The sequence below is a fragment of the Pseudomonas sp. PDM31 genome, assembly GCF_019218965.1.
Taxonomy (GTDB): domain Bacteria; phylum Pseudomonadota; class Gammaproteobacteria; order Pseudomonadales; family Pseudomonadaceae; genus Aquipseudomonas.
In genome coordinates, this window is record NZ_JAHUWS010000003.1 from 177,137 (window position 1) to 201,331 (window position 24,195).

The 24,195-nt window shown below is 60.3% G+C and carries 21 protein-coding genes, 1 tRNA gene and 2 pseudogenes; 10 read left to right on the forward strand and 14 right to left on the reverse strand.

Features of this window, described 5'->3' with window-relative positions:
- Window positions 1-13: 13 nt before the first annotated feature.
- Window positions 14-913 carry a bestrophin family protein gene (locus KW839_RS07260; protein WP_218423866.1) on the reverse strand — a complete coding sequence of 300 codons (900 nt, stop codon included), beginning with the start codon at window positions 911-913 and terminating at the stop codon, window positions 14-16.
- A 6-nt stretch (window positions 914-919) separates the two neighbouring features.
- Entirely contained in the window at window positions 920-1,918 is a 999-nt protein-coding gene (gene moaA, locus KW839_RS07265; RefSeq protein WP_060541944.1) for a GTP 3',8-cyclase MoaA, read from the reverse strand.
- 436 nt (window positions 1,919-2,354) lie between these two features.
- Here moaA and KW839_RS07270 point away from each other — a divergent pair, with 436 nt between their 5' ends.
- From KW839_RS07270 to KW839_RS07285, 4 genes are all read left to right on the forward strand, one after another.
- A complete protein-coding gene (locus KW839_RS07270) occupies window positions 2,355-4,679 on the forward strand; it encodes an FdhF/YdeP family oxidoreductase (protein WP_218423867.1) in 2,325 nt (774 codons plus the stop codon).
- A 76-nt stretch (window positions 4,680-4,755) separates the two neighbouring features.
- Window positions 4,756-6,171: a cytochrome ubiquinol oxidase subunit I gene (locus KW839_RS07275; protein WP_060541930.1), complete on the forward strand. Its 1,416-nt coding sequence runs from the start codon at window positions 4,756-4,758 to the stop codon at window positions 6,169-6,171.
- Window positions 6,172-6,203: 32 nt separating this feature from the next.
- Entirely contained in the window at window positions 6,204-7,220 is a 1,017-nt protein-coding gene (cydB, locus tag KW839_RS07280; protein ID WP_060541931.1) for a cytochrome d ubiquinol oxidase subunit II, read from the forward strand.
- The gene (locus KW839_RS07285) at window positions 7,207-7,362 is read left to right on the forward strand and encodes a DUF2474 domain-containing protein (RefSeq protein WP_082457542.1); all 156 of its coding nucleotides are present in this window, start codon (window positions 7,207-7,209) and stop codon (window positions 7,360-7,362) included. Before cydB ends, KW839_RS07285 begins: the two co-directional genes overlap by 14 nt.
- A gap of 68 nt (window positions 7,363-7,430) precedes the next feature.
- Here the strand turns inward: KW839_RS07285 and KW839_RS07290 are convergent, their stop codons facing one another.
- Window positions 7,431-8,282, reverse strand: coding sequence for a CAP domain-containing protein (locus tag KW839_RS07290; RefSeq protein WP_218423868.1), 852 nt, complete (start codon window positions 8,280-8,282; stop codon window positions 7,431-7,433).
- 144 nt (window positions 8,283-8,426) lie between these two features.
- Between KW839_RS07290 and KW839_RS07295 the strand changes: the two genes are divergently transcribed.
- Window positions 8,427-9,047 carry a cell wall hydrolase gene (locus KW839_RS07295; protein WP_218423869.1) on the forward strand — a complete coding sequence of 207 codons (621 nt, stop codon included), beginning with the start codon at window positions 8,427-8,429 and terminating at the stop codon, window positions 9,045-9,047.
- A 10-nt stretch (window positions 9,048-9,057) separates the two neighbouring features.
- Window positions 9,058-10,623: a glycosyltransferase family 39 protein gene (locus KW839_RS07300; protein ID WP_218423870.1), complete on the forward strand. Its 1,566-nt coding sequence runs from the start codon at window positions 9,058-9,060 to the stop codon at window positions 10,621-10,623.
- Between the two features lie 55 nt (window positions 10,624-10,678).
- Here the strand turns inward: KW839_RS07300 and KW839_RS07305 are convergent, their stop codons facing one another.
- From KW839_RS07305 to KW839_RS07325, 5 genes are read right to left on the reverse strand one after another with little or no spacing between them, the layout of a single operon-like run.
- Window positions 10,679-12,151 carry an aldehyde dehydrogenase family protein gene (locus KW839_RS07305; protein WP_218423871.1) on the reverse strand — a complete coding sequence of 491 codons (1,473 nt, stop codon included), beginning with the start codon at window positions 12,149-12,151 and terminating at the stop codon, window positions 10,679-10,681.
- Window positions 12,144-12,971, reverse strand: a complete 828-nt coding sequence (locus tag KW839_RS07310; RefSeq protein WP_060541936.1) for an ABC transporter permease — start codon at window positions 12,969-12,971, stop codon at window positions 12,144-12,146. Before KW839_RS07310 ends, KW839_RS07305 begins: the two co-directional genes overlap by 8 nt.
- A 1-nt stretch (window position 12,972) precedes the next feature.
- Complete coding sequence (locus tag KW839_RS07315; RefSeq protein ID WP_060541937.1) at window positions 12,973-13,890, reverse strand: ABC transporter permease; 918 nt, start codon at window positions 13,888-13,890, stop codon at window positions 12,973-12,975.
- A gap of 31 nt (window positions 13,891-13,921) precedes the next feature.
- On the reverse strand, window positions 13,922-15,064 hold the full coding sequence (locus KW839_RS07320) for a PotD/PotF family extracellular solute-binding protein (RefSeq protein WP_218423872.1): 1,143 nt from the start codon (window positions 15,062-15,064) through the stop codon (window positions 13,922-13,924).
- A gap of 39 nt (window positions 15,065-15,103) precedes the next feature.
- Window positions 15,104-16,231, reverse strand: coding sequence for an ABC transporter ATP-binding protein (locus KW839_RS07325; RefSeq protein WP_236707800.1), 1,128 nt, complete (start codon window positions 16,229-16,231; stop codon window positions 15,104-15,106).
- Window positions 16,232-16,377: 146 nt separating this feature from the next.
- Between KW839_RS07325 and KW839_RS28055 the strand changes: the two are divergent.
- Window positions 16,378-16,503, forward strand: a pseudogene (locus KW839_RS28055) (DUF6124 family protein); the annotation flags it as partial.
- Window positions 16,504-16,645: 142 nt separating this feature from the next.
- On the opposite strand, the gene KW839_RS07330 reads toward KW839_RS28055, so the two are convergent.
- Window positions 16,646-17,470: a response regulator transcription factor gene (locus KW839_RS07330; protein WP_060540412.1), complete on the reverse strand. Its 825-nt coding sequence runs from the start codon at window positions 17,468-17,470 to the stop codon at window positions 16,646-16,648.
- A gap of 269 nt (window positions 17,471-17,739) precedes the next feature.
- Here KW839_RS07330 and KW839_RS07335 point away from each other — a divergent pair, with 269 nt between their 5' ends.
- Both KW839_RS07335 and KW839_RS07340 read left to right on the forward strand, forming a co-directional pair.
- Window positions 17,740-18,120, forward strand: a complete 381-nt coding sequence (locus tag KW839_RS07335) for a RidA family protein (protein ID WP_060540413.1) — start codon at window positions 17,740-17,742, stop codon at window positions 18,118-18,120.
- A gap of 232 nt (window positions 18,121-18,352) precedes the next feature.
- Window positions 18,353-20,341 carry a U32 family peptidase gene (locus tag KW839_RS07340; RefSeq protein WP_218423873.1) on the forward strand — a complete coding sequence of 663 codons (1,989 nt, stop codon included), beginning with the start codon at window positions 18,353-18,355 and terminating at the stop codon, window positions 20,339-20,341.
- A 38-nt stretch (window positions 20,342-20,379) separates the two neighbouring features.
- On the opposite strand, the gene KW839_RS07345 is transcribed toward KW839_RS07340, so the two are convergent.
- Both KW839_RS07345 and KW839_RS07350 read right to left on the reverse strand, forming a co-directional pair.
- A complete protein-coding gene (locus tag KW839_RS07345; RefSeq protein ID WP_256352560.1) occupies window positions 20,380-20,970 on the reverse strand; it encodes a hypothetical protein in 591 nt (196 codons plus the stop codon).
- 109 nt (window positions 20,971-21,079) lie between these two features.
- Window positions 21,080-21,523, reverse strand: coding sequence for a hypothetical protein (locus KW839_RS07350; protein WP_060540415.1), 444 nt, complete (start codon window positions 21,521-21,523; stop codon window positions 21,080-21,082).
- Window positions 21,524-22,016: 493 nt separating this feature from the next.
- On the opposite strand from KW839_RS07350, the gene KW839_RS07355 reads away from it, so the two are divergent.
- Window positions 22,017-22,091 (forward strand) — tRNA-Gln (locus KW839_RS07355).
- Between the two features lie 189 nt (window positions 22,092-22,280).
- On the opposite strand, the pseudogene KW839_RS07360 reads toward KW839_RS07355, so the two are convergent.
- From KW839_RS07360 to KW839_RS07370, 3 genes and pseudogenes are all read right to left on the reverse strand, one after another.
- A pseudogene (locus KW839_RS07360) lies at window positions 22,281-22,667 on the reverse strand (glutathione S-transferase family protein); the annotation flags it as partial.
- Between the two features lie 154 nt (window positions 22,668-22,821).
- Complete coding sequence (locus KW839_RS07365; RefSeq protein WP_060540416.1) at window positions 22,822-23,151, reverse strand: hypothetical protein; 330 nt, start codon at window positions 23,149-23,151, stop codon at window positions 22,822-22,824.
- Window positions 23,152-23,673: 522 nt separating this feature from the next.
- A complete protein-coding gene (locus KW839_RS07370; protein ID WP_218423874.1) occupies window positions 23,674-24,177 on the reverse strand; it encodes a GNAT family N-acetyltransferase in 504 nt (167 codons plus the stop codon).
- Between the last annotated feature and the right edge of the window lie 18 nt (window positions 24,178-24,195).

Genomic DNA, 24,195 nt, shown 5'->3' on the forward strand with positions numbered 1-24,195 from the left:
CTCACAGGGTTTATCAATTGAGCACATAATCCACCGGTTCCAGTTGTGGCGGTAGCTCCGTCACGCCCAGGGCGTCGAGGATGTCGCGTTCGATGTTGCGCACGATGGCGTCGGTGGGCAGGTCGTTTTCATCGCGGCCGAAAGGGTCTTCCAGTTCATCGGCAATCGCATCCAGGCCGAAAAAGGTGTAGCTGACAATCGCGGTGAAAATCGGCGTCAGCCAGCCCAGTGGCTCGGCCATGGCGAATGGCAACAGGATGCAGAACAGGTAGATGGTCCGATGCAGCAACAGGGTGTAGGGGAACGGCAGCGGTGTGTTTTTGATGCGTTCGCAAACGGCCTGGGAGCGGGTCAGGCTGGTCAGAATGTTGGCCATGATCGTGTAGCGCCATTCGCCGATCACGCCTGATTCGTTGAGCGCCGAGCACTGTTGGCCAACCTGCAGCAGAATCTGCGCACTGACGTCGTGGGTGTTGCCCCGGGGCATCGGTTCGAGCCAGTCGCCGCTGGCGGCCAGTTCATTGTCCTTGCGCAGCCGGGCGTTGAGGGCATGGGCGAAGCCGCAGAGGTTGCTCAGGAGGGTGTGTCGTTCGCGGGTGTCCTTGATGATCTGGGTTTCACGAATCATCGAGCGGATATCCACGATCACCTCGCCCCACGCCTTGCGCGCTTCATACCAGCGGTCATAGCAGGCATTGTTGCGAAAGCTCATGAAGATCGACAACGACAGCCCCAGCAGGGTGAACGGCGTCGCACTGACCTTGGAAAAATAGCTTGGATGCAATGTTTCGATCAGTACGATGGCCGAGGCGAGCAGCGTCACCAGAAGGCTGCGCCAGGCAATGCGCTTGGCGATCGACCCCTTGAGTGAAGTCAGGACGCCGATCAGGCCGGGTTTGGGTCTAACGATCATGGTCTTTCAGCCGCCCGTCATGTTCATGAAGCGAACCACCTGAACATCGTCGTTCACCTCGAAATTATGTCGATAGGGTTTGCGTTTCATCGCCTCGATAATGGCTTTTTCCAGATGTTCAGGCGCGCCCGGATGGCTGCGCAAGACCGCCTTCAGGTCAACGGAGTGCTCATTGCCCAGGCAGAGCAACAGGCGACCTTCCACGGTCAGCCGCACGCGATTGCAGGTGCCGCAGAAGTTGTGGCTATGGGGCGAAATGAACCCCAGGCGAATGTGCGGTGCCTCGGCCAGGCGCCAGTAGCGTGAAGGGCCTTGGGTCGACTCGGCGGAATCAATCAGAGTGTAGCGCTCGGCAATCCGATCACGTACCTGAGCGCTGGAGAAAAACGACTCGGCACGGCTGTGTTCATTGATGGTGCCAAGGGGCATTTCTTCGATAAAGGAAATATCGAGGTTGCGGTCGATGGCGAAACTCACCAGATCATTGATCTCGTGGTCGTTACGGCCCTTCATCACCACGCAGTTGAGCTTGGTGTTGCGAAAGCCTGCCTGGTTGGCTGTGTCGATGCCCTTGATGACCTGCGCCAGGTCACCGGTGCGGGTCAGTTCGCGAAAGCGCTGTGGGTCGAGGCAGTCGAGGCTGATGTTCAGACGCTTGACCCCGGCTTCGAACAACGGATCGGCCAGCTTGGCCAGCTGCGAGCCGTTGGTGGTCATGCACAGCTCGCGCAGGCCGGGCAGGGCGGCGATCTTCTGGCACAGTTGGACCACGCCTGGACGGATCAGCGGCTCGCCCCCGGTCAGGCGGATCTTGCGGGTGCCCAGCGCGACGAAGCTTTCGGCTGCCTGATAGATCTCCTCCAGGGTCAGAATCCGTTGGCGCGGCAGGAACTGCATGTCCTCGGCCATGCAATACACGCAACGAAAATCGCAGCGATCGGTGACCGACATCCGCAGATAGTCGACGCGCCTTGCGAACCCGTCGATCAAGACTCGCTCTGACATGATTTCCTCACTTGGCATCGCTTGCATTGAATGAATGTTGCGCTGTGATCCTTGTAGGAACGAGCCTGTTCGCGATGGACTTAAGAACGCCGCGTTTAACCAGCAAGCACGCGTTATCGTTAACGTCCATCGTCGGAAGGCCGCCCGGAGCCGGCTCGCTCCTGCAGGGGGTTTGTAGAGTGCAGGCTAAGTGCAGTTTGGAGGGTCGTCCAATCACTAATAATAACTGCCTGATCGATTCGCTCTATGATCAGTTTTTTTCGCCAGTCATATACTTCTAATATGATTTAAGTTATTGAAATACAACTATAAATATCATTGATAGATATCCTCGATAACATGGTCGTTAATAGCGATTAGACAACATTCCACGCACATTCCTATGCTTTTCTCCGTCAAACGATCAATGGCCTGAATCAGGTCACGGAGAAGTACCATGTCTCAAGTCGACCGCTACAAACCCTACAAAGGAGCCGCCGCTGGTTGGGGCGCGCTGATCGCCGTTACCAAAAACTGGCTGGGCAGTGAAAACGCCCTGAAGAATATCCGAGCGATGCTCAAGACCAACCAGAATGGTGGCTTCGATTGCCCCGGTTGCGCCTGGGGCGAGTCGCCGGAAAACGGTATGGTCAAGTTCTGCGAGAACGGCGCCAAGGCCGTCAACTGGGAGGCGACCGGCCGCTTGGTCGACCCGGCATTCTTCAACAAATACAGCGTATCCACGCTTGCCGAGCAAAGCGACTACTGGCTGGAGTATCAGGGGCGGCTGACCCATCCCATGCGCTATGACGCGGCCACCGATCATTACGTGGAAACCACCTGGGATGAAGCGTTCGCGCTGATCGCCCGGCATCTCAATGCCCTGGAATCGCCGAATCAGGCCGAGTTCTACACCTCGGGTCGGGCCAGCAATGAAGCGGCATTTCTCTACCAGTTGTTCGTCCGGGCCTACGGCACCAACAATTTCCCTGACTGCTCGAACATGTGCCACGAAGCCAGCGCGGTGAGCATGATCGAGAGCCTGGGCGTGGGTAAAGGCACTGTGGTGTTTGACGACCTGGAGCACGCCGATGCGATCTTTGTCATCGGCCAGAACCCCGGCACCAACCACCCACGGATGCTCGAGCCACTGCGCGAAGCGGTGAAACGCGGAGCCCAGGTGATCTGCATCAACCCGCTCAAGGAGCGCGGACTAGAGCGCTTCCAGCATCCCCAGCACCCGGTCGAGATGCTGATGAACGGCTCTGAACCCACCAACACCGCTTACTTCCGTCCGGCTCTGGGCGGTGACATGGCGGTCATGCGTGGCATGGTCAAGTTCCTCTTGCAGTGGGAGCGCGAGGCTCAAGTCAACGGTGGCGAGCCGGTGTTCGACCATGAGTTCATCGCCGAACACACCTCGGGGCTGGGTGCCTACCTGGGCGAAGTCGACGCCACTTCCTGGGAGCACATCGTGCAGCAGTCGGGCATGAGCTTGGCCGACATCGAACTCGCCGCACGCATGTACGTCCGGGCCAAGCGCGTGATCATGTGCTGGGCGATGGGCCTGACCCAACATACGCACTCGGTGCCGACGCTGCAGGAAGTCATCAACCTGATGTTGCTGCGCGGTAACGTCGGTCGCCCGGGTGCCGGGCTGTCGCCGGTGCGTGGTCACAGTAATGTGCAGGGCGACCGGACCATGGGCATCAACGAACTGGCGCCCACCGAATTGCTCGATGCCCTGGAGAAACGCTTTTTGTTCACGCCGCCGCGCGAGCACGGCCACAACACCGTGATGGCGATCGGCGCCATGGAGCAGGGGCTTTCGAAAGTGTTCATCGCCCTGGGTGGCAACTTCGCCCAGGCCACCCCCGACACCCCGCGCACCCATGCCGCGTTGCGCAAGTGCGACCTGACCGTGCACATCGCGACCAAGCTCAACCGCAGCCACCTGGTGACAGGGCGTGAGGCTCTGATCCTGCCGTGCCTGGGTCGTACCGATATCGACGTGCAGGCCGAGGGTCCCCAGGGTGTCACCGTGGAAGACACCTTCAGCATGATTCATATTTCCCATGGCCAGCTCAAGCCCAAGTCGAAGCACCTGCTTTCCGAGCCGGCCATCATTGCCGGGATCGCGGAAGCGACACTGGGCAAGCACCCGATTGACTGGAACTGGGCCATCGGCGATTACGGGCGTATCCGCAACATGATCGCCGACACCATTCCCGGCTTCGAGGACTTCAACTCCCGCTTGCTGCACCCGGGCGGTTTCCATATGCCCAACAACGCGGCGCAGCGCGTCTGGAAAACCGCGAGCGGCAAAGCGCAATTCACTTCGAGCGTGTTGCCGGAACATTTGATCAGCGAAGGCGTGCGCAACCTGGCGGTCAAGCCGCACCTGATTCTGCAGACCATGCGCTCCCACGATCAATACAACACCACGCTGTACGGCCTGGACGATCGCTATCGCGGGGTTTATGGCATGCGTGATGTGGTATTTGCCAACGAGCAGGACATTCGCCGACTCGGTTTAGAGCCGGGGCAGAAAGTTGACCTGGTGGCGTTGTTGGATGACGAACGCGAGCGTCGGGTCAGCGGTTTCACTCTGATTGCCTACGACATTCCCGCCGGTCAGGCAGCCGCGTACTACCCGGAAACCAACCCGCTGGTGCCGCTGGAAAGTTACGGGGACCGCACGTTCACCCCGACCTCCAAATTCGTCGCCATCCGGATCGAGCCGGCGAAGGCCAGCAGCCTGATCTCCACCTCCGCCGCATAAATCACTGTAGGAGCCGGCTTGCTGCGGTCGGCTCCTACAGGTTCGTCCCCTTTATATCCGCGATGAGGATATCGACATGTTTAACCTTGAGGCACTGGACCTGGCGCGAATGCAATTCGCGTTCACGGTTTCGTTCCACATTATCTTTCCCGCCATCACCATCGGGCTGGCCAGTTTCCTGGCGGTGCTTGAAGGTCTTTGGCTGAAAACCCACAACGACACCTACCGCGATCTTTACCATTTCTGGTCGAAGATCTTCGCCGTCAACTTCGGCATGGGCGTGGTCTCCGGGCTGGTCATGGCCTACGAGTTCGGCACCAACTGGAGCCGTTTCTCCGACTTTGCCGGCAGCATTACCGGACCGTTACTGACCTATGAAGTGCTCACCGCTTTCTTCCTCGAAGCCGGATTCCTCGGCGTCATGCTGTTTGGCTGGAACCGGGTAGGGCGCGGCCTGCACTTCTTTTCGACGGTCATGGTGGCGATCGGCACCTTGATCTCGACCTTCTGGATTCTTGCATCCAACAGCTGGATGCAAACGCCCCAGGGCTTCGAGATCGTCGATGGTCGCGTCATGCCGCTGGACTGGCTGGCCATCGTGTTCAACCCGTCGTTCCCGTACCGACTGGCGCACATGGCGATCGCCGCCTTCGTAGCCACGGCGTTCTTTGTCGGTTCGTCAGCGGCGTGGCATCTGCTGCGCGGCAATGACACCAAACAAGTGCGCAAGATGTTGTCCATGGCGTTGTGGATGGCGTTGATCGTCTGCCCGATCCAGGCCGTGGTGGGCGATGCCCATGGCTTGAACACCCTGGAACATCAACCGGCGAAAATCGCCGCCATTGAAGGTCACTGGGAAAATAACGGCAGCGAGGCAACGCCGCTGGTGCTGTTCGGCATCCCCGACATGCAGGCCGAGAAAACCAAATACGCCATCGAGATTCCGTACCTGGGCAGCCTCATCCTGACTCACAGCCTCGACAAGCAAATTCCGGCACTCAAGAGCTTCCCGAAAGAAGATCGGCCCAACGCGACGATCATCTTCTGGAGCTTCCGCGTCATGGCCGGCCTTGGCATGTTGATGGTGCTGGCCGGCGTGCTGGGCCTGGCCTTGCGTCGCAGTGGCGCGATTTACCGCAACCGCTGGTTTCTGCGCCTGATGTTGTGGATGGGCCCAAGCGGCCTGATCGCAATGCTCGCCGGCTGGATCACCACGGAAGTGGGGCGCCAACCATGGGTGGTGTATGGCCTGCAAAGAACCGCGAATGCGGCGTCCAATCACAGCGTGACGCAGTTGAGCATCTCGTTGGCGCTATTTGTGGTGATCTATTTCTCGGTGTTCACGGTGGGTATCGGCTACATGATGAAACTGGTGGCCAAAGGGCCAAAATCCCATCACGAGCATGGGCCCGAGGGCCACAACGAACAGGTGATTACACCGCGCCGTCCGCTTTCGGCCGACACCCTCGAAACCGACGCCCGCGTCATTTGAACCAGCGTCATCTGAAAAAGAGGAGGTGAGACATGGGTATTCAAGGTATAGACCTATCGCTGATCTGGGGCGTGATCATCGCCTTCGGCGTGATGATGTACGTGATCATGGACGGCTTTGATCTGGGGCTGGGCATTCTGTTCCCGCTGATCCCGGATGCGAAAGAGCGTGATGTGATGATGAACACCGTCGCCCCTGTATGGGACGGCAACGAGACCTGGCTGGTGCTGGGTGGCGCGGCGCTGTATGGCGCGTTCCCGCTGGCCTATTCGGTGATTCTGGAAGCGTTGTACCTGCCACTGATCCTGATGTTGTGCGGGCTGATTTTCCGTGGCGTCGCCTTCGAGTTTCGCTTCAAGGCCAGCCCTGAAAAACGTCATATCTGGGACATGGCGTTCATCGGCGGTTCGCTGCTGGCGACGTTTTCCCAGGGTGTGGTGATCGGGACTTACATTGTCGGTATCCCAGTGGTCGAGCGGCAGTTCGCCGGTGGCAGTTGGGACTGGCTGGCGCCGTTTCCCTTGTTCTGCGGCGTTGGCTTGATCGTCGCCTACGCGCTGCTGGGCAGCACCTGGTTGCTGGTCAAGACCGAGGGCATGCTGGAATCGCGCATGCGCCTGTTCACCCGGCCCCTGGCCTGGCTGCTGCTGGCGGTCATCGGAGTGATTTGCGTGTGGACGCCGATCCTGCACCCGGAAATCGCCACGCGCTGGTTCGGCCATGCGCACCTGGTGGTGTTCGGTGCCCTGGCGCTGCTGGCCTTGCTGGCGATGTTCGGCCTGCTCAAGACACTGCGCCAACGCCACACCCATTGGCCGTTCGCCTTCACCCTGATGCTGGTGTTCCTCGGTTACATCGGCCTGGCCTTCAGTATCTGGCCGAACATCTTGCCGCCGTCCATCAGCTTGTGGGAAGCGGCTTCACCGGCTACCAGCCAGTTGTTCATCCTGATCGGCGCGTTGTTCATTCTGCCGATCATCCTGATGTACACCGTCTGGAGCTACTACGTTTTCCGCGGCAAAGTGAGGATCGGTGATGGCTACCATTAATTCGCAGCAACCGGCACCTGCGCGTTGGTACAAACGCCTTGGGTGGCTGGTGTTGATCTGGCTGGGCAGTCTGGTTGCATTGGGTGTGGTGGCGGGGGCTTTGCGCATGTTGATGCGTGCGGCGGGGATGAGCTCGCACTAACCCTTGCTGTTCAATGTAGGAGCAGCCTGCGGCAGCTCCTACAACTGCATCGCGGTTTTACCTTGCCCTCACTGCGCCCCAAACATCGCCGTCCAGTAGATCCCCGCATCGCTTTTCGGATCGGTCGCATACGCCGCGCCCAGGTCGCGCATCTGCGGGTTCATCAGGTTGGCGCAATGCCCGGGGCTGGTCAGCCAGCCTTCGACCACTTTGCGCGCGCTGTCCTGCCCGGCGGCGATGTTCTCGGCGATTTGCTGGAAGTCGTAGCCGGCGAGCTCGGCGCGGTCACCGGGGGTGCGCCCGTCGCGGTCTTTGTGATCGAAGTAATTATTGTTGGCCATGGACCGCGAGTGGGTCTCGGCGGCACTGGCCAGCGTGGCGTTCCAGGTCAGTGGCGTGGCGGCGGCAAAGGATTGTGCGCCGCACTGGCGCGGCTGCGCGCGGGCGGTGTTGAGTTCGGCCAGCAGTTTCTGGCCTTCCGCTTGCCAGTCCCCCAGGCGCGCGCTCAATAACGGGCGTGCGACCACGATGCGCCAGTCACGGTCCTGGCGGCTGACGCCGACATCGACAAATTGCGGGTCTAGCACGATCTGGCAAAAACTCTCCCGGATCGCCTTCATCGCCGACGCCGCATCACGTGGTCCGGTAAGGCTGATCGCCTGCACGTTCTTCATGGGATAACCCGCGCTGGCCATGGCCTGCTGCAGATTGACGACGCTGGTGGCGGACAGCACCAGGCGAGGATCGGCGGACAGCGGCGGCAGCTCCGACGAGACCTGGCCGGCACAGCGTTGCAGTTGACTGCGGTAGACATTGATCGACTCGATCAATTGCGACTCGTCGCTCGCCACAGCGGTGGCGGCGAACACCAGGCCCAGTGATAACCCGGCCAGACGCACAGCGTTTGAGATGAAGCGCATGGAAATCCCCCTTGAGCTGACTGCGCCCATGATGCGCGAATTTGCCCCGTCAAAGGCAACGGATTTTATCCAGAAGTGTAGTGGGTGGAGTGCAATCATTTCACTACTACACTGGTTCGATACTGCCTCGGAGTTTGCCCGACCATGCGCCTTGACTGGATAGCCTCCTGCCTCGTCGTCATCTTGTTTGCCACCTGCGCAATCGCCGCAGATCAGGAACAGCAAAAGCAGGCGGCCGAGAACAAGGCCCAGGTGCTTGAGCAAAAGGCCGCGCAGAGCAGCAGTCCCGCACCGGCCCCTGGGGCCGAAGCGATTACCCAGTCCGAAGTCCAGGCCGTGGACCCTGCCGGCGTCGCGCCACTGGACGATGCGATCACCTGTCTGGCGCGGTCGATTTATTGGGAAGCCAAAGGCAAGGATTCGGTCGATATGGAAGCGGTGGCCAATGTGGTGATGAATCGCTTGGGCCACGGGGGGTTTCCGGACACCGTCTGCGGCGTGGTCAAGCAGGGCTCGGAGAGCAAAAGTTGCCAGTTTTCCTGGTGGTGTGACGGGCGCCCTGATTCGGTCCAGGAAGAAGTGCCGTATGCGCTGGCCAAGGAAATAGCGCGCAAGGCACTGAACAAACAGTTGCCGGATCGCACCGGTGGTGCCTTGTATTTCCATGATCGTACGGTCAGGCCGGACTGGGCCAGGCAGTACACCAAGACAGCGGATATCGGCCTGTTCCGCTTCTACAAACCCCGTGGCGGGTCAGCCAGGTAAGGAATAAAGCATGCGCAGATCTCTACCCTCGTGGCTTGAATGCCTGGGCTTGATGCTTCTGGCCCTGGTATTGATTGGCGCAGGACTGGGCTGGCGTCAGGCGCAGAACGTGGAGGAAGAACGCTATCTGGGGGTCGCCCTGGAAATGCTGCAACACGGCTCGTGGCTGATCCCCCATCGTGCCGCAGAGATCTACGGTGACAAGCCGCCGATTTTCATGTGGGCGGTGGCTTTCTGTGTCTGGTTGACCGGCAAGGCCAGCATCGCGCTGTACATTCCTGGACTGTTTTCGGCGGTGATGGTCACGGCCATGGTCTATGACCTGGGGCGCCGGCTGTGGAACCAGCGTACCGGGCGCATCGCGGTACTGTTGTACCTGGCGACCTATCAGACCTACAGCATTCTGCAAAGCGGCCAGATCGACAGCTTTTTGATTCTGTTCACTTCCCTGGGCCTGTACGGTCTGGCCCGGCACCTGCTGTCAGGCCCGGCCTGGCGCTGGTTCTATGTGGGTTGCGCGGCCATGGGCGTCGGCGTGATCACCAAGGGCGTGGGTTTTCTGCCGGTGTTGATGCTGATTCCGTATGCCTATGCAGTCCTCAGGAAATGGCCGGGTGTGGTGGCCATGCCGGGTGGGGCACGCAAATGGTTGCTGGGCCTTGCCGTGATGCTCGGCGCCATAGCGGTGTGGTTGTTGCCCCTGGGCTTGTCGATTGCCCTGCATGGCAGCGCCGATGAAATGGCCTACGCCCGGGAAATTCTCCTGCGCCAGACCGCGGGACGCTATGCCGAGGCGTGGCATCACCGCGAACCGTCCTGGTACTTCTTTACCCATGTCATCGCCCTATACTGGCTGCCGTTGGTGTTGATGCTGCCATGGCTGGTGCCCGCGTGGCGCCGTCAGTTGAAAAAGCGCGATGGCCGGGTGTTGGTGCTGCTCGGCTGGGTGCTATTGGTCGTGCTGTTCTTCAGCTTCAGCTTCAGCAGCGGCAAGCGCGAGTTGTACATCTACCCGGCGTTGCCAGGCCTGGCGCTGGTGGCCGCGCCACTGATTCCATGGATGCTCAAGCGCTGGTACAGGCGGCGTGCGCGTTTGCGCCGGGCATTTACGGCGCTGTTCGCGATCTGGTTCGTGCTGTGGTTCGCCCGGGGATTCTTCGTGCCGCTCAAGGATGGCGCCAATCCTGATCAGGCCATCATGGAGCAGGCAGCGACCGTGACCCACGGCGCCGATCTGGTATTGGTCAACTGGGAAGAAGGGCACTGGCTGTTCGCGCGCCAGCCGCTGGTGCATTTCGGCATGGACAATTCCTCGGTCGAGAAGGCCGCCCAATGGTTGCGCGAACATCCACAGGCCTACGCCCTGGTGCCCGATGATGTGCTGGGTCAGTGCTTCAATGCCGAAGCGGCCCATGCCCTGGGGGAAGATTCCCGGGCCCACTGGTCCATCGTCAGTGCCGCCGCCGACAACGGCAAGTGCCTTCCTGAGATGGCCGCCAAAGCCTATCGGTTCGCCTGGAAAGAACCCTACACGCCTGCGACGGCGGTGCTGCCGACGCAGGCGGCGAATCCTTGATGGGAAAGCGGGGTTGCTTATTGGTCGGGTTATTCAAGGCTATCTGTGAGCAGGGCTATTTCATGTACCAGGCCCAAGGCTGGTCGCTGATATACTCGGTGACCTGCTTGACCTCCAGATAATTGTGCAGCCCCCATTGCCCCAACTCGCGGCCGATCCCGCTGTGTTTCATGCCGCCCCACGGTGCCTCGACGAAGGTGGGCTGTGAGCAGTTGACCCAGACGATCCCGGCACGCAACTGATTGGCCACGCGCGTGGTGCGTTGCAGGTCGGCGCTCATCACGGCGGCGGCGAGGCCGAAGCGGCTGGCATTGGCCATTTGCAGCGCTTGCTCTTCGGTCTTGAAGCGTTTGATGCACAGCACCGGGCCGAAGACTTCTTCGCGCCACAGAATGCTGCTGTGCTCCGGCTCGTCGAAGATCGCCGGTTCCATGAAATAGCCTTTGGCCAGATGCGCCGGGCGCCGTCCGCCGGTGAGCAGACGGGCGCCGCTGGCCAGGCCCTGGTCGATGAAGCCGAGCACCTTGTCGTACTGGCCCTGGCTGACCAGCGGCCCGAGCAGCACGCCGGGCTGCATGCCCGGGCCAATGCTGATCTTGCGCGTTTCCTCTACCAGCCGTTCGATCAGGCGCGGGGCGATGGTTTCCTGCACCAGCAGGCGCGACGTGGCGCTGCACACCTGGCCCTGGTTCCAGAAGATGCCGAACAGTATCCACTCCACGGCGGCCTCGACATCGGCGTCATCGAACACGATGAACGCAGATTTACCGCCCAGTTCGAGGCTGATGTTCTTGATGTCCCGTGCCGCCGCCGACATGATTTTCGCCCCGGTGGGCACGCTGCCGGTGAAGGCCAGTTTATCCACCCCAGGGTGTTCGGTGAGTGGGCTGCCGGCGTCGGCACCGAGGCCGGTGACCAGGTTCAACACCCCGGCCGGCAAGCCGATGCGATCGGCGGCGGCCGCCAGTTCCAAGGCGGTCAGCGGCGTCAGTTCGGACGGTTTCAACACCACCGTGGCCCCGGCGGCCAAGGCTGGCGCGACCTTCCACGCGGCCATCAGCAGCGGGTAGTTCCAGGGAATGATCTGCCCGGCCACGCCAATCGGCTCGTGGCGGATGCGGCAGCGAAAACGCTCGTCCGGCAGGGCCAGCGATTGGTCCTGCTGTTGATCCAGTTCCCGGGCCAAACCGGCGTAGTACCGGAAGCAGCCGATGGCGTCAGCAATGTCCCACTGCGCTTCAGGCAAGGGCTTGCCGTTGTCGCGCACTTCCAGTTCCGCCAGCGCTTGCTGGCCGTTTTCCAGCTCATCGGCCAGCGCCTCCAGCCACTGCCCGCGCTCGGCGCCGCTGGTCTGGCTCCAGCCATTGTCGAAGGCACGCCGGGCCGCGCGCACGGCATGGTCGACGTCTTCTTCAGTGCCGGCCGCCACGCGGTGGAAGGCCTGTTCGGTGGCCGGATCGATCACATCCAGATAGCCGCCCAGGTCCGGGCTGACCCATTCGCCGTTGATGTAGAGCTGATCACGCATGGTGCGACTCCTGGACGCCGGTGCGGCGGTTTTGCAGATGGCGGGAAGTGAACAGCAGGGCCAGCGACACGCAGATGATCACCGTGGAAATCGCGTTGATCTCCGGCGTCACGCCGCGGCGGATGGAGGAAAATATGTAGATCGGCAGCGTCGTCTCTGAACCGGCGACGAAGAAGGCGATGATGAAATCGTCGAAGCTGAAGGTGAACGCCAGCAGGAACCCGGCCATGATCGCCGGGCTGATCTGCGGCAGGGTGACGCGCCAGAAGGTGTCCATTGGAGGCGCGTACAGGTCCGCCGAGGCTTCGAGCAAGGCCTTGTCCAGCGAATCGACACGGCTGCGCACGATGACCATCACCAGGGCCATGGTGAACAGCGAATGCGCGGCGATCACCGTGAAGAAGCCCATGTTCAATTTCGGCACTGTCGGCAACCAGCTCGCCAGCAGCGGGTTGATCAGGTCGAACAGGCTGATGAAGGCAATCAGTGTCGAAATGCCGATGACGATGCCCGGGACAATGATTGCGCAATAGGTCAGGGCATCAAACAGCATCCGCACTTTGGCGCCGCAGCGCTGCAAGCCGAACACCGCCAGGGTGCCGAACAACGTGGCAATTACCGCGGAACTCAGCGCAATCAGCGCGCTGTTGCCCAGGGCTTCCATGATGAACGGGTTGCCGAACGCGGTGCCGAACCATTGCACCGAACAGCACTGGAACGCCAGGCCACTGCGCCCGGCGTTGAAGCTGAACAGCACGATCAAGGCAATCGGCGCGTAGAGAAACAGGTACAGCGAAGTTGAATAGCTGCGCAGCCACATGTCACAGGCCTCCGTCGGCAGGGCGGCCGCCGTAGCGCGCCACCAGTTTCAGATACACGCCGATGATCAGCAGCATCATCGCCACCAACGTCATGGCCAGCGCACTGCCGAACGGCCAGTTGCGCGATTGCAGGAACAGGTCGACCAGGGCGTTGCCGACAAAGAACACCTTGCCGCCGCCGAGAATGGCCGGGATCAGGAACTCGCCCATCAACAGGATGAACACCAGCATCACCCCGGTGATGATCCCCGGCGCGGACAGCGGCAGGGTGATCCGACGGAAGCTTTCGAAGGCACTGGCGCCCAGGTCCGCGGAGGCTTCGAGCAGGCGCTTGTCGAGTTTTTCCAGGCTGACGTAGATCGGGAACACCATCAGCGGCAGGTAGCCGTAGACGATGCCGATCAGCACCGCCCAAGGCGTGTTGATCAGCCGCACATCCTCAAGGCCCAGGCTGGCCAGCAGCGCCGGGATGCCCTTGCCGCTGAGGATGAAAATCCAGGCGTAGGTGCGGATCAAAAAACTGGTCCAGAACGGCACGATCACCAGCGTCAGCAGCAGCGAGCGGTTCCTGGTGACCTTGACCGCCAGGAAGTACGCCAATGGATACGCCGCCACCAGGCATACCAGGGTGCCCAGCGGCGCCAGCATCAGCGTATTGCTGAAGGCCGCGCCGCGGGAGCCGAGGTTCAGGTAGTTGGCCAGGGTGAAGCCACCGGCGTATCCGCCCACGGCGCTGCGCTCACCGAAGCTGAAGACCAGGATGATGACCAGCGGCATCAGCAACAGCAGCAGGAACCACAGGGTCGAAGGCAAGAGCATCAGCAGGGTGATGCGTCGGCCCAGGCTGCGCCGTTGGCGCACCTCGACCGACAGGGCAAGGCCCGGCTGCACCGTTTGCGGGTGGGCGGCGGCGTTCATTGACGGCTCCTCATTGGCCATGGTCAAGCGATCAGGCGGACTTGAAACGCGCCATCAACTCGGCGCGTGCCGGACTGGTCAGCGTGGCAGCTGCTCCGAACTCCAGCGGGCTGAGGGCTTCGGCGGCCGGGTACATGATCGGATCGTTAAGCATGGCGCTCGGCAGCAGGGCGTCGACGCGCTTGTCGCCGCTCGGGTAGCCGTGGCTCAACACTTCGAGCTTGTTGTGCTGTGGATCAAGCAGGTAGTTGATGAAGGCATACGCAGCATCCTTGTGCTCCGAGCTTTTGGGGATGGCGAAGAAGTCGCTCCACAGTTCGCCACCTTCCTTGCCCAGTTCGAACTGCATCTGCGGGTTGTCGCGGTGCAGTTGCGAAGCGTCGCCGGTCCAGGACATCGCCAGCCAGGCATCGCCGCTGCGCATCGACGGCTGGATGTCGGAGTTGATCGCAAACAGATGCGGCTTGGCCTCGATCAGCAGTTTTTCCGCGTCGGCCAGTTCCTTCGGGTCCAGGGAATTGAAGCTGTAGCCGAAGCTTTTCAGGGCGTTACCGATGGCGGTCAACTGGTAGTCGTGGACGATCGTGCGGCCGCTGGCGGGGCCTTGGGCGGCGGCCCAGAACTCCTTCCAGCTGGTCGGGCCGTTTTTCAGTTTGCCGGTGTCGTAGAGCATGCCGGTGGTGCCCCAGTTTTTCGGCACCGCGTAGACTTTGCCGTCCACCGTGCCCTGGGCCATGAATTTCTGCTGGAACGCCGAGGCGTCGAAATTGGGAATGCGCGACAGGTCCAGCGGCTCGATCAGGCCCAGGCCGACGTAAGTACTGATGGTGTAGTTGGTGGGCACCAGCACATCCCAACCGCTGCCGCCGGCCTGCAGTTTGGCGAGCATTTCTTCGTTGGAGCCGAACACGCTCATCGACACCCGGGCACCCGTGGTCTTGCCGAAGGCGTCGAGGTTTTCCTGGCTGTGGTAGTTCGGCCAGGTCGCCAGTGACAGGCGATCACCCAGCTTGCCTTGTTCGGCGGCTTGCGCGGTGGAGGTCAGCAGGCCGGGCATGTTGGTGGCGACCACGGCGGCAGCGATGCCAAGGCCGGTGCGACCAAGGAACTCGCGGCGGCTGATCGAGCCGTTCTGCCAGCTGCGCAGGGTTTTTATAAAAGTCTTCTGGTCCATAGCACGCTCCACATCCGGTTGATGAAACGAATCGATGATTTACAACGCCATGGCCAGGCCATTGGCGTGATCCCAGCCGACGCGCACTGGCGCGCCGTGTTCGAATGCGTTGGCGCCGTGATCCTGCTGGCGCGGTACACGCACGCAGACCACGCCGAAGGCCTGGGTTCGCACGCGGTATTCGGTGGAGTTGCCCAGGTAGATGCGGTCCTCGACAGAACCCTGCAGCTTCACTTCCCGGGTCATCTCGACATTGGCGCCGGCGATGCTGATTAGCTCTGGGCGCACGGCGATGCAACCGGCAGTGTTGGCGCTCAGGGCTTTGCCGGTGGGGGTGAGGGGGCTGGTCAGTTCCAGCCCTTGCTCGGTGCGCAGCACCACGCAGTTGCCGTTGAGCTGGCGCACGGTGCCGTCGAACAGGTTGGATTCGCCGATGAAGTCAGCGACGTAACGGCTGGCCGGGGCTTCGTAAAGTTGTTCCGGGGTGGCGGTCTGGATGATCGAACCGTTGTGCATCACGCTGATGCTGTCGCTCATCGACAGGGCTTCTTCCTGGTCGTGGGTGACCAGTACGAAGGTGATGCCGACCTCGCGCTGCAAACGCAGCAGTTCCGATTGCATCTCCTTGCGCAGCTTGCGGTCCAGCGCCGCCAGCGGCTCGTCAAGCAGCAACACCGTCGGCTTGTTGACCAGGGCGCGGGCGAGGGCGACACGTTGTTGTTGGCCGCCGGACAGTTCACTCGGCTTGCGCTGACCGAAGCCGCTCAGGCGCACCATCTCCAACGCTTCATCGGCCATGCGCAGTTGTTGTTTCTTGTCCGGGCGCGGGGTGCGATAGCGCAGGCCGTAGGCAATGTTCTGCGCCACAGTCAGGTGCGGAAACAGCGCGTAATGCTGGAACACCATGTTCACCGGTCTTTTAAAGGCCGGTACTCCGGCAACGCTTTTACCGGCCAGGCGCACTTCGCCGCTGGTGGGTTGTTCGAACCCTGCGATCATGCGCAAGGTGGTGGTCTTGCCACAGCCGGAGCCACCGAGAAAGGAGTGAAACGAGCCACGCTGCACCGCGAAATCCAGGCCGTTGACGGCCTGCACATCGCCATAGCGTTTGACCACATTGCAGAATTCGATATCGCTTGGTGGGGTGTCGTTCACGCTGTTGTTCACGAGCCGGGCTCCCTTGCAGTGATGAATCAGTGCGTCGGGGGCCAAACTAGCAATCGGGGATTTGCGGTGTATATATCCCTTGGGGGATAGGAGGGGGATTGTTGTAGGAGCGAGCTTGCTCCGGGCGGCGTTCCGACGATGGGCTCAAGGCCAACGATCTGGTGGATCATCTGGAGGGGACAAGCCGCAATGCACTGCTGGGCATCGCGCAAGTGATCATGTTGGGTGAGTTGGCAGCGAACCGGGCCTTGGATCAGATTGAACCGCCCTGACCACAATCTCCAGATCACCGATTGACCTGTGGGAGCGGGCTGGCTCGCGAAAGCGGTGTGTCAGGCAACTTATGTGTCGGCTGAAATATCGCTTTCGCGAGCAAGCCCGCTCCCACAGGAGTTTTCTGTTGACTGACAGATCTCAGGCTTGCAGCTTGAGCCCGGGCGTCTGCAACGGATCTTCCGTCAACTCCCGGATAAACAACCCCAACAACTCCGACTGGCTGCCAATCCCCAGTTTGGCGTAGATATTCTTGCGATGAATCTTCACCGTGCCGGGGCTGATGTTCAGTTGTTCGGCCACCGAGGCGCTGGAGTGGCCGCGCAGCAGCAGTTGGACGATTTCCTGCTCGCGGCCGGTGAGGATGTGGGCGCCAAAATGGTCGAAGGCTTCGCGGATCTTGAAATCCAGGTCTTGCGCCGGACGCGGTTGCTGGGCCTTGCGCAGGCGCCAGGCTTCATTGATGACCTGCTCGACCACCGCTTGCGCGCACTCGATCAGTTGCATTTCGTCCCGGCTGAACGCACAGCTGGCACTGGAGCGCATCAACGACAGTACCGCCATGGCGCCATCGCCCAGGTCGACGAAAAACGCCACTTCCTCGGCGAGGCCGGTTTGCTGGTAATAGGTCAGGAAGTACTCGCCGAGGTAGAAGTGGTCGGGGGCGAACTGGCGCAAGCGCCACAGCCCCGGTGCCTGCCCGCGGGTGCAGGCCAGGTAGAAGGGGTCGAGCAGGTAAGGCCCGCACTGGTAGTCGTCAACGTACACCGCACGCCTGTCCGCCGAAAACGTATCGAACAATGCCAGCGGCCGGTGATTGCCTTCATAGACAAACAACACGAAATGATCGACCGGGCAGATTTGCCGGAGCCAGTGGCTCAAACCCGACAGGCGCGCCTGCCCGGGAGGCAGGTCGAGCAGGTGGGCTACACCGGTGGTCCAGTGTTTCAGTTCCTTGGGGCGCATGGCGACTTCAGGCAGTTGGGGTCGCATTTAGATGCACAAAGTACGCCATGGCGGGTGGGAGCAGGCGGCGTGAGGTGGTGGGCGGCGCATCGTTGAAAAAGATGCACCACATCAGGGCTTGCGTGTTACCGAGTGCTACACGCCTGGGTAGCAAAACTCATCAAACAAGCGTCATGGATTTTTCCTGCGTGGTGATGCGCGGTATCCTGCCACGCATTGTCAGTCACCTCGCTGCATATGGCTTAACTACATCAAGCAAGAGAATCTCCATGGCCAATCAAGACATCACCTTCACTCCCGATCCCGATGCGGACTCGATTTCTTCCGACGTCGTCGGTTTCGCTGGCGTGCTGGTCTCCACCCAGATCCCGACCCGTGCCGACGGCAGCCTGGAACTGGGTGACATTACCCTGCAGAGCGAATGCACCCTGCAAGCGCTGAAGGTCGCGCTGGAGCGTGCCGGCAGCTCGATGGACCGCGTGATGCACCTGACCATCTACCTCACCGACATGGCTGACCGCGCCGCGTTCAACGAAGTCTACAAGCGCTACTTCGCCAAGCCATGGCCGGTTCGCGCTGCTGTCGGGGTTGCCTCGTTGGCGGTGGAAGGCATGCGCGTGGAAGTGACCGCGATGGCGGCCAAGGCCTGATAGCTGCGATACACGCAAATCCTGTAGGAGCGAGCATGCTCGCGAAGAGCATAAGGGCGACCTGGGCATACAGGATGCCCGCGTCATCGTTGACGTCCATCGCGAGCGTGCTCGCTCCTACAGGGAATGGCGCAGGTCAGGTTAGAAACACCACCTGGCAGCACAAGGTGCCGGTTGGGCGTTTCACCGCTACAATGCACGCCTCGACCGTGACAAGCCTGACTAAAAAAATATGTCCCTGCCCAAGCATCACCTGGAATTGCTCAGCCCCGCCCGCGATGTGGCCATTGCCCGCGAGGCGATCCTGCATGGCGCCGATGCCATCTACATCGGTGGCCCGAGCTTCGGCGCGCGCCACAACGCCTGCAACGAAGTGAGTGATATCGCCGAATTGGTGGAATTCGCCCGTCGTTATCATGCGCGGGTGTTCACCACCATCAACACCATCCTGCACGACAACGAACTGGAGCCGGCGCGCAAGCTGATCCATCAGTTGTACGATGCCGGTGTCGATGCGCTGATCGTCCAGGACCTGGGAGTGATGGAGCTGGACATCCCGCCTATCGAGCTGCACGCCAGTACCCAGACCGATATCCGCACCCTGGAGCGGGCCAAGTTCCTTGATCAGGCTGGCTTCTCCCAATTGGTTCTGGCTCGCGAGCTGAACCTTCAGGAGATCCGCTCCATTGCCGACGAGACTGACGCGGCCATCGAGTTCTTCATCCATGGCGCCTTGTGCGTGGCGTTCTCCGGTCAGTGCAACATCTCCCATGCGCAGACCGGGCGCAGCGCCAACCGTGGCGACTGCTCCCAGGCCTGCCGCCTGCCGTACACCCTCAAAGACGAAAAAGGCGGCGTGATCGCCTACGAAAAGCACCTGCTGTCGATGAAGGACAACAACCAGAGCGCCAACATCCGCGCCCTGGTCGAGGCCGGCGTGCGCTCGTTCAAGATCGAAGGCCGCTACAAGGACATGGGCTATGTGAAAAACATCACTGCCTACTATCGTCAGCGCCTTGACGCCGTGCTCGAAGATCGCCCGGACCTGGCCCGAGCCTCCAGTGGCCGCACCGCGCACTTTTTCCTGCCTGACCCGGAAAAAACCTTCCACCGTGGCAGCACCGATTATTTCGTCACTGACCGCAAGATCGATATCGGCGCCTTTGACTCGCCGACCTTCACTGGTTTGCCAGTGGGAGTGGTCGAGAAAGTCGCCAAGCGTGACATGCAGGTCGTGACCCACGAGCCGCTGTCCAACGGCGACGGCCTCAACGTGCTGGTCAAGCGTGAAGTGGTGGGTTTTCGCGCCAACATCGCCGAACCCAAAGGCGAATTCGAGGAGGACGGCGAGAAGCGTTATCGCTATCGCGTCGAGCCCAACGAAATGCCGGAGGGGATGTACAAGCTGCGCCCCAACCATCCGCTCAATCGCAACCTTGATCACAACTGGCAGCAGGCGTTGCAAAAGACCTCCGCCGAGCGTCGCATCGCTTTGAGCTGGGTTGCTCGCCTGCGTGAAGAACAGCTGGAATTGACTGCTACCAGCGAAGAGGGCATCAGCGCCAGCGTCACCCTGGCTGGCCCGTTCGGCGCCGCCAACAAACCGGAACAGGCACTGGAGCAATTGCAGGATCTGCTTGGCCAGCTGGGTACCACGCAATACCACGCCACTGACATCAAGCTTGACGCGCCGCAGGCGTACTTCATCCCCAACTCGCAGCTCAAGGCCTTGCGCCGTGAAGTGATCGACGCCTTGACCCAAGCGCGGATCGCCGCTCACCCGCGCGGCAGCCGCAAGGCCGAAACCACGCCACCACCGGTGTATCCGGAGTCGCACCTGTCGTTCCTGGCCAACGTCTACAACCAGAAGGCCCGGGACTTCTATCATCGCCATGGCGTCAAGCTGATCGACGCGGCCTACGAGGCTCACGAGGAAACTGGCGAAGTGCCGGTGATGATCACCAAGCACTGCCTGCGTTTCTCCTTCAACCTGTGCCCGAAACAGGCCAAGGGCGTCACCGGTGTGCGCACCAAGGTCGCGCCGATGCAATTGATCCACGGGGATGAAGTTTTGACCCTGAAGTTCGACTGCAAGCCTTGCGAGATGCACATCATCGGCAAGATGAAGGGTCACATCCTCAACCTGCCGCAACCGGGCAGCGTGGTGGGGCACATCAGTCCCGAAGACCTGCTCAAGACCATTCCTCGCGCGCCCCACTAAGACCTTCGGGCGCGCCGCAACGGCGCGCTCGGCTCCTGTTAAAACCCTGTGTAGCTGAAGTAGACAATTGCCACGGTCACGGCAAGGGTAAACGCTGCCAGGGCTTTGGTGGTCGCCAAGGTGTCGAACCCTGGCAGGGATGGGCTCGTGCCGTGCAGGTGGGGAGGTGAAAACCCGGTGGGGTTATTGCGCCGATGCTGGATGACCCGCAAGGTCTGGTGCACGCCGACCAGCAGGGAAAGGATAAACACCACGAGGGCAAACCAGTGAGACATTACCTGTACAGCTGACGATGTCTCGTGTTCGTCCAGGCAGGCGACGCTATCAACTTCCTTTACGCTGATGGGCAGATACGCTTTCGAAGACTGCGGAGCATCACCGTGGACCTTGTCCAGTTGTTCCAGGTCCAGCGCCTGATACTGCCACAGGGTAGTAGAACCTTCCCGGCAATAAGTGAACGCGGTGGGGTTTGCTGCCTTGATGATACAGGCGTCGTGGATGCCTATTTTTTTCAGTGTTTCAGTCGCTGACCTTGTGAAGTCCATATCGAACACAGGCATGATTCCGGTGGCGAACGCCTCCATCGAAAGCAGCAGGCCGCCTATGGTGCAGATGGCTGGATTTTTCAAAGTATGGGCGTCCTCGTTTCCGTCTGCCGTCAGTACGGATTACGGCTGCAACCTGCCGTTGACGAAGTCTAGACGCATTCGAAAATCATGTAGCGACTGAAACGGATTTCTAGCTACAGGCATCGTTGACAGCTTTTTCGGCGCGCTTGAATTCCTGTTTGACGTCAGTCGGGATGCGTTGTTTTTTCAGTTCCTGGCCAAGGAACGGCTGTTCGCCCCGGGATTCGACTTCTGCGTCTTCAGCGACGATTTGCGCCTGGATAACGGTGGCATGCTGTTCGATGACGGCATCGACCTCCGCTTCGTTCTTCGCGGTATCGAGCGCGCGAACCAGTTTGCCTGCTTCAGCCTTTTCGGCTTCGGCATAGGCTTCTACCGACAGCCCTGCGGCCATGGCCCGTGCCTGGGTTTCGAGGATTTTGATATGTTGCTGCGCGGCCCTGCATACCGCCTCTTGCCGCTGGTTATCCACCACTTTCCAGGTGTTCACCCCATAAATCGCGGTGCCGGCGACCAGGACGGTGACGATGGCAGCGATCAGTTTGCCTTTCAATTGCGTGTCCTCAAGTGGCCGTGAAAGAGTATTGCGCAATCATTGCCTATCCCCCCGAGAGGAAAGAAAAGCCTGGCAGCCTGGCTGGACCGCAAAGCGGTCAAGGGGGAAAGTGCGGCCCGGTGCTTGCAGGCGAGTGGCAGCGGGGGTAGGTGCCAAGTGTTCATGACAAGGCTTCCACACACTCCTACTTACAACGTAGCACACCTTCGAGGCGTGCATGCGTGGCCCCGACGGCTTTATGACTACCCCGTTGCAAGGCGTGGATAATTGCCTTGATTTGTCAGGTGAAAATAAAGGGCCTTGGTGACAGGGCGCGTGCTGCAGAGCCTTTGAAGTACAGTAAGCACCTGTTTTAAAAAACAATTTGTGAAAAAAAGCTTCACAGGCGCCAAGGAAGTTGGTAAATTTGCGCCCACTCTCGCAGCAGCTCTTACGGAGTTGTAAAGCGGGCAGTTCAAAAAGAGAGCCCGGCTCTCGTCGCAACAGATACAGGGGCGTCGCCAAGCGGTAAGGCAGCAGGTTTTGATCCTGCCATGCGTTGGTTCGAATCCAGCCGCCCCTGCCATTTTCTCTTCCTGCAAGCACACAGAACCCGGTCGACGGCTCCTTATGCCAGTCTTTCGTGTTTGCAGTCGCTGTCAATTTCGATGCGCTTGGCTACCAAATCCATTAAATGTCGCGCTGTAGTCGTCACTCCATACGACAGCTTTTGCCGTGCCGCCCGAGGCATTGCCTGGGGCGTTTTCGTTGACCGCTAGCGAAACCGATCCGGGATTGCTTCGGCAAACGGGTAAAGGGCAAAGTAAGGCCTGGCTTCATTGATGACCCGCTGTACCGACGGGCGCTTGATCAACCGCTCAAAGTAGGCGCCAAGTTGCCGATGCGTGTCACCGAACGGCACCAGCGTGCTGGCATAGAACAGCGCCGGCGCGGCTGCACAGTCGGCCACGCTGAAGTCGGGGCTGGCCACCCAGGTTGTATTGGCCAGTTGCCGCTCGAGCATGTCGTACGCTGTCGTCAGCATGATGCGTTGGCGGGTCAGGTCGCCGTTGGTTGCATGTATGCGATCGCTGACGATTTGCTGCATCGGCACCTGCACGTGCAGGTCGAAAAAGCGGTCCCATAAACGTACTTCCAGCGCCAGCAGGCTGGCTCCCACAGGATTTGAGGTCGTACGCAAATCTTGTGAACCCCATAAGTCATTGTGGGAGCCAGCCTGCTGGCGATGGCGGCAGGACAGGCAATAAAAAAGGGCCTGCTCTTGATTAGGAGCAGGCCCTTTAGATATTTAGATATTAGTAGAGCCGGTCAATCACCCGAACTTCGTTATTGTTCTGCATCGAGTTCCACGCCTGTTTCAGGGTTTGCAGAACACTGGCGATGAAGTCCTTGTCAGCTGCCGCTTTCTTGCCGACATAGCCCTGGCCGCGACGGTACATCTTCAGTCGGGCAAGCAGGTTCTGGTTGTTCTGGTCGAACTCCGCTTCGTGGGCGTGCGGCGACAGGCAGTCGATGTGAACCTGGCCACACTTGCTGATCCAGAGAATATGGTTGTCGTGGCTGTCTTTCTTTGCAGCGAACATACGAGCCAGTTCATCGATAGTTGGTTGATTGTTCAGATTCATCATAAAGCCCCTTGACCAATTGGTGATCTTTCTAAAGTTGAGTCGCTATACAGGTAGCCCATCGGTTAGTTGATCCCTGGCACCGAAACCAGGACGTCAGCGTTCGACCGCCAAATTGGCGGGGTCCTGCGTCTGTTGCATGTAGTCGTGTTGAATAACTGCTACGCAATAGCGTCACAACGAAGAGAAGCGGCGAAAACCTTCAGGCCACTGCCGACGTTTTCAGGGTCGGCCACAAGCATCATGAGGATTGCTCGCCAAGTCTTCTCGCCCTTGTACTGGACGTTCAGGCCAGGTCAGCTTCTTCAATCTGCCTTGTGGGCAGCGTGTATCCGGGAAAAACAGCTCGGCGGTCAGACGAGCTTGCTCAAACGTGTTGCCTGTACTCCCGATCGGGGAGACGTCTGCATCATGCAAGGCCAAATCGGTCGAGTCAACGGTTTTGTAGTGAATATTTTTACGCACTACATATTGTCGGACAAAGCTGATCGGAATTAGCAGGGAGGGCAGGGATGATGCCCGTCAGGGGGCGAGCGGGGCTGACTCGAAGCGGTAAACGGTGCAGCGATTGTGCTCGATGACCAGCTGATGCCGGGCGATCGGGCCCGTGCCGAGGGTGGGCATTACGGCGCTCCAGAACAGGTGCGCCGGCTTGTTCGCGTCGATATGGAAAATCTGCCATTGACCGGGTAGTTGGCTCAAGAGGGTGGATATGACAAATCTGCCGACACCCTGGCCACGATAGCCGCGGCTGACGAACAGGTAGCCGATGTTGTACCGGGCGCCTGGCAAATGGGTCCGGTCATCCACAGTCACGAAACCGGCCAGCTCGCCGTCGACCCTGATCAGAAATGGCTGTGTCGCCGGGTCTCTCCAGTAATGCGGCATGGGCAGGATGTTGAAAAAGCCCTGTTGACCCAGCTTTAGCGGCAACCACTCGCTGAAGTCGTAGGTGTAGAACTGCATCAGGTTCTCGATGATTTGCAGTTCGTCACGTTGCGCGGCGTGCAGTTCTATCTCGGGCATGCTGGCGGGCTCCTGGCT

Coding starts and splice junctions, on each gene's coding strand:
- KW839_RS07260 (WP_218423866.1), bottom strand. CDS start 913: ATGATCGTTAGACCCAAACCCGGCCTGATCGGCGTCCTGACTTCACTC.
- moaA (WP_060541944.1), bottom strand. CDS start 1,918: ATGTCAGAGCGAGTCTTGATCGACGGGTTCGCAAGGCGCGTCGACTAT.
- KW839_RS07270 (WP_218423867.1), top strand. CDS start 2,355: ATGTCTCAAGTCGACCGCTACAAACCCTACAAAGGAGCCGCCGCTGGT.
- KW839_RS07275 (WP_060541930.1), top strand. CDS start 4,756: ATGTTTAACCTTGAGGCACTGGACCTGGCGCGAATGCAATTCGCGTTC.
- cydB (WP_060541931.1), top strand. CDS start 6,204: ATGGGTATTCAAGGTATAGACCTATCGCTGATCTGGGGCGTGATCATC.
- KW839_RS07285 (WP_082457542.1), top strand. CDS start 7,207: ATGGCTACCATTAATTCGCAGCAACCGGCACCTGCGCGTTGGTACAAA.
- KW839_RS07290 (WP_218423868.1), bottom strand. CDS start 8,282: ATGCGCTTCATCTCAAACGCTGTGCGTCTGGCCGGGTTATCACTGGGC.
- KW839_RS07295 (WP_218423869.1), top strand. CDS start 8,427: ATGCGCCTTGACTGGATAGCCTCCTGCCTCGTCGTCATCTTGTTTGCC.
- KW839_RS07300 (WP_218423870.1), top strand. CDS start 9,058: ATGCGCAGATCTCTACCCTCGTGGCTTGAATGCCTGGGCTTGATGCTT.
- KW839_RS07305 (WP_218423871.1), bottom strand. CDS start 12,151: ATGCGTGATCAGCTCTACATCAACGGCGAATGGGTCAGCCCGGACCTG.
- KW839_RS07310 (WP_060541936.1), bottom strand. CDS start 12,971: ATGTGGCTGCGCAGCTATTCAACTTCGCTGTACCTGTTTCTCTACGCG.
- KW839_RS07315 (WP_060541937.1), bottom strand. CDS start 13,890: ATGAACGCCGCCGCCCACCCGCAAACGGTGCAGCCGGGCCTTGCCCTG.
- KW839_RS07320 (WP_218423872.1), bottom strand. CDS start 15,064: ATGGACCAGAAGACTTTTATAAAAACCCTGCGCAGCTGGCAGAACGGC.
- KW839_RS07330 (WP_060540412.1), bottom strand. CDS start 17,470: ATGCGCCCCAAGGAACTGAAACACTGGACCACCGGTGTAGCCCACCTG.
- KW839_RS07335 (WP_060540413.1), top strand. CDS start 17,740: ATGGCCAATCAAGACATCACCTTCACTCCCGATCCCGATGCGGACTCG.
- KW839_RS07340 (WP_218423873.1), top strand. CDS start 18,353: ATGTCCCTGCCCAAGCATCACCTGGAATTGCTCAGCCCCGCCCGCGAT.
- KW839_RS07365 (WP_060540416.1), bottom strand. CDS start 23,151: ATGAATCTGAACAATCAACCAACTATCGATGAACTGGCTCGTATGTTC.
- KW839_RS07370 (WP_218423874.1), bottom strand. CDS start 24,177: ATGCCCGAGATAGAACTGCACGCCGCGCAACGTGACGAACTGCAAATC.